Source organism: Cryobacterium sp. TMT2-4 (genome assembly GCF_004402575.1).
GTDB classification, from domain to species: Bacteria; Actinomycetota; Actinomycetes; order Actinomycetales; family Microbacteriaceae; genus Cryobacterium; species Cryobacterium sandaracinum.
In genome coordinates this window covers 1-11,533 of sequence record NZ_SOGE01000027.1, presented here as the reverse complement: position 1 = coordinate 11,533, position 11,533 = coordinate 1, and the positions used below count along the sequence as shown (strand labels likewise).

Sequence of the window (11,533 nt, the reverse complement as noted above, 5' to 3'; positions counted from 1 at the left end):
ACCAGCATTCGTCTCCGACTGAGAAGAGCCAGCAACCGTGATCAAGCCCGACCTGAACCTCACCATTCCCCGTGACCTCGGCACGGTGCATTTCGTGGGCATCGGCGGCTCCGGGATGAGTGGGATCGCACGGCTGTTCCTCGCCGCCGGGCATACCGTGACCGGCTCGGATGTGCGCGAGTCCGACAACGTGCTCGCCCTGCGCGAGCTGGGAGCCCACATCGCGATCGGCCACGCCGCTGAGAATGTCGGCGAAGCCGACAGCCTCGTCGTCACGGGGGCACTCTGGCAGGACAACCCGGAATACGTGCTGGCGAACGAACGCGGCCTCCCCGTGCTGCACCGCTCCCAGGCGCTTGCCTGGCTGATCGAGAAGCACCGCCTCGTCGCCGTCGCGGGCGCCCACGGCAAGACCACCTCGACCGGCATGATCGTGACCGGCCTGCTCGGCCTGGGAACGCATCCCAGCTTCGTCAATGGCGGTGTGATCGAATCGCTCGGCGTGTCGGCCGGCGCGGGCACCGACGACCTCTTCGTGGTCGAAGCCGACGAGTCGGACGGCTCGTTCCTGCTCTACAACACGGCCGTCGCCCTGGTCACCAACGTCGACCCTGACCACCTCGACCACTACGGTTCGCTCGAGGCCTTCGAGGCCGCGTTCGTCGAATTCGCACAGAACGCGACCGAGTTCGTGGTCATCTCCTCCGACGACGCCGGCGCGGTCAGCGTGACGGGCAAGCTCGCCGGCAAACGGGTCATCACCTTCGGCGAGGACGCCGCGGCCGACGTGCGCGTGCACTCGGTCGTCACCGACGGACCGGTACGTTTCGGCGTGGCCTGGGCCGGAAGCGATTACTTCGCCACCCTCCGAATCCCAGGTCGGCACAACGCCATCAACGCCGCCGGCGCCTTCGCGGTGCTCGTCGGCCTCGGTTTCGCCCCGGAGGCGTCCCTGGCCGCCATCTCGGGTTTTGGCGGCACCGAGCGCCGCTTCGAATTGCACGGCACCGTGGGTGGGGTCAGCGTCTACGACGACTACGCCCACCACCCCACCGAGGTGGCCGCGGCGTTGTCCGCCGCCCGCACGGTGGTCGGCCGCGGCCGGATCATCGCCGTGCATCAGCCGCACCTCTACAGCCGCACTCGGCTGTTCGCCCAGGAATTCGCCCAGACGCTTGAGGAGAAGGCGGACCAGACCGTCGTCCTCGGCGTGTACGGCGCCCGAGAAGACCCGGAGCCCGGCGTGACCGGCGCCCTCGTTTCCGAACGGTTCACGGATGCCGGCAAGGTCGTCTACGTGCCCGACTGGCAGGAGGCCGCCGACTACGTCGCCTCGATCGCCCGGGACGGCGACTTCGTCGTCACCCTCGGCTGCGGCGACGTCTACCGGATCGTTCCCCAGCTGCTCGCCTCGCTCACGCAGGCGCGCGGATGACCCGCCGACGATCATGAAGCGGCCCGAGGGCTACGACCGCCCGCCGGCAGGCGCTGAGCGGACCGGCGGGCCGAAGACGACCGCCGCGAAGAGCGCCGGGGCGAAGCCAGCCGCAGCGAAGACAGCCCGTCCCAAGCCGGGAGGACGCCAGTCGAGCGGTCACAGCGACCACACGAATACCGAGCCGATCACGCTTCCCGCCGCCGACACGATCGCACCCGTGTCCCGGCTGCGGGCGCCGGACTCTTCCCCTTCGTCCGCGTTCGCACCCACGGAGCCCCACGACTCTGCGCTGACTCCGGCCGGGGCCAGACGCAAGCTCCGGGCCGCCCGTCGTGCCCGCAAACTCTATGAACGGGAGGAGGTGCGCCGCTTCACCTGGCGCTCCCGTCGGCGGCGCAACGTCTGGCTGGCGGCGCTCGGCACCCTGGCCGCGCTCGTCGCCTTCGTGCTCGTCGGCACCTTCTCGCCCCTGATGGCGCTTCGCACCATTGAGGTCGTCGGGGCGAACCGGGTACCCTCCGAGAAGATCCGATCGGCCCTCGACGACCAGCTGGGCACGCCGTTGCCGCTCGTGGACTTCGACGCGGTGCAAAAGGAGCTGTCCGCCTTCACCCTGATCCAGAGCTACGTCACCGAGAGCCGTCCGCCGAACACCCTCGTCGTGCGCGTCGTCGAGAGGGAGCCCGTCGGCGCCCTCGTGACCGAGTCCGGGTTCGACCTGGTCGACGCGGCCGGGGTAGTGATCCAGAGCAGCGCGGAGCGCCCCGCCGGGTACGCCACGATCGATGCGCGGGCCGGGGTCGGCAGTGCCGGCTTCCGGGCGGCGGCTGCCGTGATCGCGGCCCTGCCGGCAGACATCCGTTCCACCCTCGACACCGTCACCGCCGCCACCACGGACGACGTCACCCTCACGCTCGTGGGCGGCGCGCGCGTTGTGTGGGGGAGTGCGGAGAAGTCGGACTTCAAGGCGGTCGTGCTCGCGGCCCTGATCGTGAGCCACCCGGTCGGCAGCGTCGGCGAGTACGACGTGTCTTCCCCGGATAGCGCCGTTCTCCGCTGAGATCTTGGTTGGATCTTCGCGACACGCGGGCGCGCCTCCCCGAGCCTGTTCGGCTGGCGCATAACTTTCTAAGCAGGAATTGCATACTCAGCATAACTTTAAACTTCGACAAGAGGTTTAGGGTTCCACCGGAGGCCGGACGTGTCAACAACAAATCAGAACTACCTCGCAGTCATCAAGGTTGTTGGAATCGGTGGCGGCGGTGTCAACGCCGTCAACCGCATGATCGAGCTCGGCCTCCGCGGAGTCGAGTTCATCGCCATCAACACGGATGCCCAGGCGCTGCTGATGAGCGACGCCGACGTCAAACTCGACGTGGGCCGCGATCTCACCCGCGGCCTGGGCGCCGGCGCCGACCCTGAGGTCGGCCGCCGCGCCGCCGAGGATCACGCCGAAGAAATCGAAGAGGCTCTGGCCGGCGCGGACATGGTCTTCGTCACGGCCGGCGAGGGTGGTGGAACGGGCACCGGCGGTGCGCCGGTCGTCGCCCGCATCGCCAAGTCCATCGGCGCGCTCACCATCGGTGTCGTCACCAAACCCTTCGGCTTCGAGGGCAAGCGCCGCCAGGCTCAGGCCGAGGCCGGCGTCGCCTCCCTCAAGAACGAGGTCGACACCCTCATCGTCGTGCCGAACGACCGCCTGCTGGAGATCAGCGACCGCGGAATCAGCATGCTCGAGGCCTTCGCCACGGCTGACCAGGTGCTCCTGGCCGGCGTGCAGGGCATCACCGACCTGATCACCACCCCCGGTCTGATCAACCTCGACTTCGCCGACGTCAAGTCGGTCATGCAGGGTGCCGGCTCCGCGCTGATGGGTATCGGCTCGTCCCGCGGCGCGGACCGAGCCATCAAGGCGGCCGAACTCGCCGTTGCGTCCCCGCTGCTCGAGGCCTCGATCGACGGCGCCCATGGCGTGCTGCTCTCGATCCAGGGTGGCTCCAACCTCGGAATTTTCGAGATCAACGACGCCGCTCGCCTCGTGCAGGAAGCCGTGCACCCGGAAGCCAACATCATCTTCGGTGCCGTCATCGACGACACCCTGGGTGACGAGGTGCGGGTTACCGTCATCGCTGCCGGATTCGACGGCGGTGAGCCCGGTGCCAAGGCGGTCGAGGTGCGCCGCGCAGACCTGGTCGCCGCCGGTGTCGCGGTCGGCGCGGGCGTGGGCACGGCGGGTGCTGCGGCGGTCGGCGCGACCGACTCGGCTCCCTACACGGATGCCGCGGCCTCGTCGGTCTGGTCCGGCGTCGAGCCCGGTGCGGCAGTGGCCGACCCGGCCTTCGAGGAAGACCCGGACGACCTGGACATCCCGGACTTCCTCAAGTAGTGCCGCAGGCAGCGAGAATGCCGATGGCAACCAGATGAGTGAGTCGGTCAGGCTCGGGGCCGGTGGCCTCGCGGAACGGTTGACCGCCGTTCAGGGTGGGATCGTCGCCGCGGCTGCCGCCGCCGGGCGCGACCCGGCGGAGCTCACCACGATCGTCGTGACCAAGTTCCAGCCCGTCTCGCTCCTCCAGGAACTTGCCGCCCTCGGCGTGCGCAACTTCGGGGAAAGCCGCCACCAGGAAGCCCAGGCCAAGGCCGCCGAGCTCCTCCAGCTCGACCTCACCTGGCATTTCGTGGGCCAGGTGCAGGGGAAGAAGGCCCGGCAGGTGCGGGCCTACGCCGACGTCATTCACTCCGTGGATCGAGCATCACTGGTCGATGCATTGGCGTCGGAGGATTCGGTCGTCGACTGCTTCGTGCAGGTGAACCTCACGGATGACCCGTCTCGCGGCGGAGTCGCTCCGGGGGAACTGCCCAAGCTCGTCGAGCACGTGCTCTCCACGGCCGGACTGCGGCTGATCGGGCTGATGGCGGTGGCCCCGCTCGGTGCCGAACCGCGCCCATCCTTCGCCCGGGTTCGCGAACTGGGCGAGCAGATTCAGCAGTTCGCGCCGAACGCGAAATCCTTGTCCATGGGCATGTCCCAGGACTACGCGGAGGCGATCATCGAAGGGGCGACACACCTTCGAATTGGCACAGCAATCACCGGGAATCGCCCGGTATCCGGTTAATCTGGACAAGAAGAATCACCAACACGGAGGTCGAGATGTCCAACCCGCTCAAGAAAACCATGGTTTACCTGGGTCTGGCAGACGAGGAACTCGAGTACGAGGCGCCCACTGCTGCGCCCGCATCGACGGCCACTCACTCGACGGCGACCGGCGCTGCGGCATCGAAGTCCGCTGCTCCCCACTCCGCCCCGAATTCCTCGCACGCCGCGTCGTCCGCGTCGTCGTCACACACCGCCGGCGCACCCGCCTCGGCCGGTCGCGCATCGGTGACACCGCTGCGCAAGACCTCCGCTCCGAAGAATGTGGCTGCCTCAGACATGAATGAAATCCTCACCGTCCACCCGCGTCAGTATAAGGACGCTCAGGTGATCGCGGAGTCCTTCCGCGATGGAATCCCGGTCATCATCAACCTGTCTCAGATGAGCGACGCCGATGCGCGCCGCCTGATCGACTTCGCCAGCGGACTGTCCCAGGGTCTGTACGGGAAGATCGAGCGCGTCACGGCGAAGGTCTTCCTGCTTTCCCCGTCCCACGTTGTCGTGTCCGGCGACAATGCCGCGGAGGACTCCGATGCCGAGGCGTCCTTCTTCGCGCAGTCGTAGTTACCGCCGTGTTTGCCGTCAGCCTGATCGGTGCGATCGCCTACTACGCCCTCCTGCTCTACTTCTTCGTGATGTGGGGTCGGTTCATCATCGACCTCGTACGCAGTGTCAACCGGTCTTGGCGGCCGCAGGGCCCCCTGCTCGTCGTGATCGAGTTGGCCTATTCCCTGACCGACCCGCCGATCAAGTTCTTCCGCCGGCTCCTGCCGCCGCTTCGGGTCGGCCCGATCGCCTTCGACTTCGGCTGGAGCATCACCATGCTCTGCGTCATCGTCGGCATGTCGATCACCGGGCTCATGCGCTGACCGATACCTCGCGCCCCGGACTGGGCATGTATTCTTGTCCGACGGCGTGCCGGGCTGACGCGGTCCGACTACGCGTCGGACCTTGATAGCGTTGGTTGAACGCAAACACAATGTTCGCAACTCGAGTTTTAAGGGTGGAAAGCCATGGCGCTAACTCCGGAAGATGTAGTCAACAAGCGGTTCCAGTCGACTAAGTTCCGCGAAGGATACGATCAGGACGAGGTCGATGACTTCCTCGACGAGGTCGTCGTTGAACTTCGCCGACTGACTGCGGAAAACGAGGAGCTCAAGGCTCGCGTCAGCTCTGGCGGCGCAGCGGAGGTCGCACCGGCGCCCGAGGCCGTCGCGGAGCCCGTCGTGGCTCCCGCCGTCGTGGCCGCACCGGTTGTCGCCGGGCCCATCGACGAGACCGCCGGCACGACCAACCTTCTCCAGCTGGCTCGTCGCCTGCACGAGGAGCATGTCAAGGAGGGTGCCGAGAAGCGCGATGCACTTATCGCCGAAGGCCACGCCACCGCAGCCCGTCTCGTCGCCGAGGCCGAAGCCAAGCAGCGCGCGCAACTCAGCATTCTCGACCAGGAGCGCTCCGTCCTCGAGACCAAGATCGACGATCTGCGCACCTTCGAGCGCGAGTACCGCCAGAAGCTGAAGAGCTACATCGAGACCCAGCTGCGCGACCTCGACGCCACGTCGCCGGTCGAGTCGAGCAACGCTTCGAAGTCGAGCTTCCAGAGCTTTGGCGCCTAAGGTTCGAACGAAGAAGCGCCCCGGTGCGTTGATCCTCCTGGCCGTCGTGGCCCTGGGGATTTACGCTCTGGATCAAATCAGTAAGTACCTCATCGTCAGCAGACTGACCGAGGGTGACATCGTCCGGGTTCTGGGAGACGTGCTGCAAATGCACTTCGTCCGGAACCCGGGCGCTGCCTTTTCCCTGGCAGCCGGCATGACGTGGATCTTCTCGATCATCGCCGTGGCCGTGGTGGTGCTCATCGTCTGGTTCGCCGGGCGCATCCGCTCTTTGGCCTGGTCTGTCGTCTTCGGGCTCCTGCTCGGCGGCGTGCTCGGCAACCTGACCGACCGGCTGCTGAGGGAGCCGTCCTTCGGCCTCGGTCACGTGATCGACTTCATTTCCACGCCCTGGCTGATCCCCGCCATCTACAACGTGGCGGACATGGCGATCGTGTCGAGCATGATCATCTTCATGTATCTGACCATTCGCGGAATCGGCCTCGACGGTCGCCGCACCGACGCCTCGGACCCGTCCGAATCCACCCCCACCCAGATAGCATCCTGATTCTCGCCATGGAAACACGCTCCCTTCCTCTTCCGGACGGACTCGCCGGAGTCCGCGTCGACGCCGGCATCGCCAAGCTCTTCGGCTTCTCGCGCAGCTTCGCGGCCGAAGTCTGCGAGGCCGGCGGAGTCACGTTGGACGGGGTCGTGGCCGGTAAATCCGACCGGTTGCACGGCGGTGCGTGGCTGGAGGTGTCCTGGCAGCCCAAGGAGGCCCTGGCGATCGTGCCCATCCCAGTGCCGGATCTCACGATCGTGCACGACGACGAGAGCATCGTGGTCATCAACAAGCCGTCCGGGGTGGCCGCGCATCCGAGTGTGGGCTGGACCGGTCCCACCGTGGTCGGCGCGCTCTCCGCGGCCGGCTACCGCATCGCCACCTCCGGGGCCAGCGAGCGGGCCGGGATCGTGCACCGCCTCGACGTGGGTACCAGCGGTCTGATGGTCGTCGCCAAGTCGGAGACCGCGTACACGGCGCTCAAGCGCGCCTTCCATGACCGCGAGGTCGAGAAGATCTACCACTCCGTCGTTCAGGGTCACCCCGATCCGAGCACGGGCACGATCGACGCGCCGATCGGGCGCCACCCGCGGTCGGACTGGAAGTTCGCGGTCATCGCCGGCGGCAAGGATTCCGTCACGCACTACGAGACGCTCGAGGCCTTCCCCTCGGCGTCACTGGTGGAGGTGCATTTGGAGACGGGGCGCACACATCAGATCCGGGTGCACATGGCCGCCCAGCGACATCCGTGCGTGGGTGACGCCATGTACGGCGCGGATCCCTCGATCACGGCGCGCCTCGGCCTGACCCGCCAGTGGCTGCACGCCAAGCAGCTGGCGTTCCACCACCCGGACACTCGGGAGTGGGTCACCTTCACCACCGACTACCCGGCCGACCTCGCGCACGCCCTCGACGTGCTGCGCGACGCCTGACGCGTAGCGCCCAATTACAACACCTCGGAGCCGTTTTGTCCTCTCAGAATAAGTCGGGTGGATCGACAGATTCCTTCGTGCACCTGCACGTGCATAGCGAGTACTCGATGCTCGACGGCGCGGCGCGGGTCAAACCGCTGATCAACGCGGCCATCGAGCAGGGGATGCCGGCGGTCGCCATCACCGACCACGGCAACGTGTTCGGTGCGTTCGATTTCTGGCGAACCGCGACGGAGGCCGGCATCAAGCCGATCATCGGCACCGAGGCGTACATCACCCCCGGAACCAACCGACGAGACAAGACCCGGGTGCGCTGGGGAACCAGCGGTCAGAACCGTGACGACGTCGGTGGCGCCGGTTCGTACACGCACATGACGCTGCTCTCGGAGACTACGGCCGGTATGCACAACCTGTTCCGGCTGTCGTCCAAGGCCAGCCTGGAGGGGTACTACTTCAAGCCCCGGATGGACCGGGAACTGCTCGCCGAGTTCTCGGACGGGTTGATCGGCACGACCGGGTGCGTGGGCGGCGAAGTGCAGACCCGCCTGCGCCTCGGCCAGTACGACGAGGCGAAGAAGGCGGCCGGGGAATTTCAGGACATCTTCGGCAAGGAGAACTTCTTCTGCGAGATCATGGACCACGGCATCGACATCGAGCGCCGCACCATGACCGACCTGCTCAAACTCGCCGGCGAACTCAACCTGCCGCTCGTGGCCAGCAACGACCTGCACTACACCCACGCCCACGACGCGACCGCCCATGCGGCCCTGCTCTGCGTGCAGTCGGCCTCGACGCTCGACGACCCGAACCGCTTCAAGTTCGACTCGAACGAGTTCTACCTGAAGACCGCCGCGCAGATGCGGCATCTCTTCCGCGAGCACCCGGAATCCTGCGACAACACGCTGCTGATCGCCGAACGCTGCCAGGTGGAGTTCAACACCAAGGCCAACTACATGCCCCGGTTCCCCTGCCCGGAGGGGGAGAACGAGGAGAGCTGGTTCGTCAAGGAGAACGAGATCGGGCTGGCCAAGCGCTACCCGAACGGCATCCCGGACGATGTGCGCAAACGAGCCGACTATGAGATCGGCATCATCATCCAGATGGGCTTCCCCGGCTACTTCCTCGTCGTGGCCGACTTCATCATGTGGGCCAGACAGCAGGGCATCCGGGTAGGTCCCGGCCGTGGGTCGGGCGCCGGTTCGATGGTCGCCTACGCCATGGGCATCACCGACCTGGACCCGCTCGTGCACGGGCTGATCTTCGAGCGGTTCCTGAACCCTGACCGCGTCTCCATGCCCGACTTCGACGTGGACTTCGACGAGCGACGCCGCGGCGAGGTCATCCACTACGTGACCGAGAAGTACGGCGAGGAGCGCGTCGCCCAGATCGTCACCTACGGCACGATCAAGGCCAAGCAGGCCCTCAAGGATGCGTCCCGGGTGCTCGGCTTCCCCTTCGGTATGGGGGACAAGCTCACCAAGGCCATGCCGCCGGCGATCATGGGCAAGGACGTGCCCCTGATCGGCATGTTCGACAAGGACCACGCGCGCTACCGCGAGGCCGCCGATTTCCGCGCCGTGATCGAGTCCGACCCCGAGGCCCGCACCGTCTTCGACACCGCCCTCGGCCTCGAGAACCTCAAGCGTCAGTGGGGCGTGCACGCCGCCGGGGTGATCATGAGCTCCGACCCGCTGATCGACATCATCCCGATCATGAAGCGTGAAGCGGATGGCCAGGTCGTCACCCAATTCGACTACCCGGCCTCTGAGGCCCTCGGCCTGATCAAGATGGACTTCCTGGGATTGCGCAACCTCACCATCATCGACGACACCCTCGACAACATCGCCGTGAACCGCGGGCACCGGCCCGTACTCGAAGAGTTGGGGCTCGAAGACCCGGCCGCCTACGAACTGCTCGCCCGTGGCGATACCCTCGGGGTGTTCCAACTCGACGGCGGGCCCATGCGATCGCTGCTTCGCCTGATGAAACCCGACAATTTCGAAGACATCTCGGCCGTCATCGCGCTGTACCGGCCCGGCCCCATGGGTGCCAACTCACACACCAACTACGCGCTGCGGAAGACCGGCCAGCAGGAGATCATCCCGATCCACCCGGAGCTCGAGGAGGCGCTGGCCGACGTCATCGGCACCACCTACGGCCTGATCGTGTACCAGGAGCAGGTCATGTCGATCGCGCAGAAGCTGGCCGGGTTCTCTCTCGGCCAGGCCGATCTGCTGCGCCGCGCGATGGGCAAGAAGAAGAAGTCGGAGCTGGACAAGCAGTTCGAGGGCTTCTCCGGCGGCATGGTCGCCAACGGCTACTCCATGGAGGCGGTGAAAACCGTCTGGGACATTTTGCTGCCGTTCTCCGATTACGCCTTCAACAAGGCGCACTCGGCCGCCTACGGGGTGCTCTCGTACTGGACCGCGTACCTCAAGGCGAAGTACCCGGCCGAGTACATGGCCGCGCTGCTGACCAGCGTCGGCGACTCCCGCGACAAGCTCGCGCTGTACCTGAACGAGTGCCGCCGGATGGGCATCCAGGTTCTGCCACCCGACGTGAATGAATCGATCGGGTACTTCGCGGCCGTGGGCACGGACATCCGTTTCGGGCTCGGCGCGGTGCGCAACGTGGGATTCAACGTGGTCGACGCGATCCGCGCCGCCCGCACCGAGAAGGGCGCGTTCGAGTCGTTCCACGACTTCCTGCGCAAGGTGCCGATCCCGGTGGCGAACAAGCGCACGGTCGAGTCCTTGATCAAGGCCGGCGCATTCGACTCGCTCGGCGCGACCCGCCGGGCCATGTTCGAGATCCACGAAGCCGCGGTCGAATCCGCCGTCAAGATCAAGCGCGACGAGCAGCACGGCATGGTCGGCTTCGACTTCGATAGCCTCTTCGACGACCCGCAAGAGAGCGAGCAGGTTCCCGACCGTCCCGAATGGAGCAAGAAGGAGAAGCTCGCGCTCGAACGCGACATGCTCGGGCTCTACGTCTCCGACCATCCGCTGGCCGGGCTAGAGCTCCCGCTGGCCAAGCACGCCAGCACGACCATCGTGGACCTGGTGGGATCGGAGCAGACGCAGGATGCCGACACCGTCACCATCGCCGGGCTGATCACCAGCGTGCAGCACCGGATCGCGAAGAAGTCGGGCAACCAATACGGCATCATCCAGGTCGAGGATTTCGGTGGGGAGATCGCCGTGATGTTCATGGGCAAGGCCTATCAGGAGTTCTCGTCCGACCTGGTCAGCGACTCGGTCGTGGTCGTGCGGGGCCGGGTGAGCCTGCGCGACGATGGCATGAACCTGCACGCGTACAGCATTTTCGCGCCCGAACTCGGCTTGGCCTCGGACACCGGCACGCTGACCGTCACGCTGGCAGAATCCCGGGCCACGACCGACACTGTGACGGCGCTGGGCGAAGTCATCACCCGCCACATCGGCAGCTCCGAGGTGCGGATCAAGCTGGTGAAGGGCCATACGGCGCGAGTGTTCGAGCTGCCCCATCATGTGAAGATCAGCGCCGACCTGTTCGGGGAGCTCAAGAGCCTGCTCGGGCCGAACTGCCTGACCTAAAGGAGCGAGTCCTGGCCGACCGCTGGTGTCGCCCTCGGCAAGTCAGAGCTGACGGCACGCCGTGGACGCTGTTCCTCACCCGTGACGCGAAGTGCCCGGTGTCGAACCAATTCGACGGAGATTCTCGTGTGAAACCGCTTTCTCGGGGTGGAATGGGGCCGATTCGGCCACAATTTCGGCTCTCCTGCTTCATCTGTGGGTGTTTCGGAGCGCCTTAACGGCCGCACGCCGCTTCCTGTCTAGGTTTCTGACTGTCTAGGAACAGAAACTCAAG

At 66.3% G+C, this 11,533-nt stretch carries 10 protein-coding genes; all 10 read left to right on the top strand.

The annotated features are described in order from the left end of the window. Positions 1-37 precede the first annotated feature (37 nt). Complete coding sequence (gene murC, locus E3O54_RS07755) at positions 38-1,435, top strand: UDP-N-acetylmuramate--L-alanine ligase (RefSeq protein WP_104099519.1); 1,398 nt, start codon at positions 38-40, stop codon at positions 1,433-1,435. Between the two features lie 13 nt (positions 1,436-1,448). Then, a complete protein-coding gene (locus E3O54_RS07750; protein ID WP_134401323.1) occupies positions 1,449-2,498 on the top strand; it encodes an FtsQ-type POTRA domain-containing protein in 1,050 nt (349 codons plus the stop codon). Between the two features lie 141 nt (positions 2,499-2,639). Next, entirely contained in the window at positions 2,640-3,824 is a 1,185-nt protein-coding gene (ftsZ, locus tag E3O54_RS07745; protein ID WP_104099517.1) for a cell division protein FtsZ, read from the top strand. A gap of 34 nt (positions 3,825-3,858) precedes the next feature. After that, positions 3,859-4,554 (top strand): YggS family pyridoxal phosphate-dependent enzyme, encoded by a 696-nt coding sequence (locus tag E3O54_RS07740; RefSeq protein WP_134401322.1) that lies wholly within the window; start codon positions 3,859-3,861, stop codon positions 4,552-4,554. Between the two features lie 35 nt (positions 4,555-4,589). Then, positions 4,590-5,156, top strand: a complete 567-nt coding sequence (locus E3O54_RS07735) for a cell division protein SepF (protein ID WP_104099515.1) — start codon at positions 4,590-4,592, stop codon at positions 5,154-5,156. Positions 5,157-5,164: 8 nt separating this feature from the next. Beyond that, on the top strand, positions 5,165-5,461 hold the full coding sequence (locus tag E3O54_RS07730; RefSeq protein WP_104099514.1) for a YggT family protein: 297 nt from the start codon (positions 5,165-5,167) through the stop codon (positions 5,459-5,461). Positions 5,462-5,605: 144 nt separating this feature from the next. Further along, positions 5,606-6,208, top strand: coding sequence for a DivIVA domain-containing protein (locus tag E3O54_RS07725; RefSeq protein WP_104099513.1), 603 nt, complete (start codon positions 5,606-5,608; stop codon positions 6,206-6,208). Next, entirely contained in the window at positions 6,198-6,755 is a 558-nt protein-coding gene (lspA, locus tag E3O54_RS07720) for a signal peptidase II (protein WP_233191149.1), read from the top strand. Before E3O54_RS07725 ends, lspA begins: the two co-directional genes overlap by 11 nt. 8 nt (positions 6,756-6,763) lie before the next feature. Beyond that, positions 6,764-7,684: an RluA family pseudouridine synthase gene (locus E3O54_RS07715; RefSeq protein WP_104099511.1), complete on the top strand. Its 921-nt coding sequence runs from the start codon at positions 6,764-6,766 to the stop codon at positions 7,682-7,684. Positions 7,685-7,791: 107 nt separating this feature from the next. Then, complete coding sequence (gene dnaE / locus E3O54_RS07710) at positions 7,792-11,259, top strand: DNA polymerase III subunit alpha (RefSeq protein WP_134401332.1); 3,468 nt, start codon at positions 7,792-7,794, stop codon at positions 11,257-11,259. The last annotated feature ends 274 nt before the right edge of the window (positions 11,260-11,533 follow it).

Coding starts and splice junctions, on each gene's coding strand:
- E3O54_RS07750 (WP_134401323.1), top strand. CDS start 1,449: ATGAAGCGGCCCGAGGGCTACGACCGCCCGCCGGCAGGCGCTGAGCGG.
- E3O54_RS07740 (WP_134401322.1), top strand. CDS start 3,859: ATGAGTGAGTCGGTCAGGCTCGGGGCCGGTGGCCTCGCGGAACGGTTG.
- E3O54_RS07735 (WP_104099515.1), top strand. CDS start 4,590: ATGTCCAACCCGCTCAAGAAAACCATGGTTTACCTGGGTCTGGCAGAC.
- E3O54_RS07725 (WP_104099513.1), top strand. CDS start 5,606: ATGGCGCTAACTCCGGAAGATGTAGTCAACAAGCGGTTCCAGTCGACT.
- E3O54_RS07715 (WP_104099511.1), top strand. CDS start 6,764: ATGGAAACACGCTCCCTTCCTCTTCCGGACGGACTCGCCGGAGTCCGC.
- dnaE (WP_134401332.1), top strand. CDS start 7,792: ATGCTCGACGGCGCGGCGCGGGTCAAACCGCTGATCAACGCGGCCATC.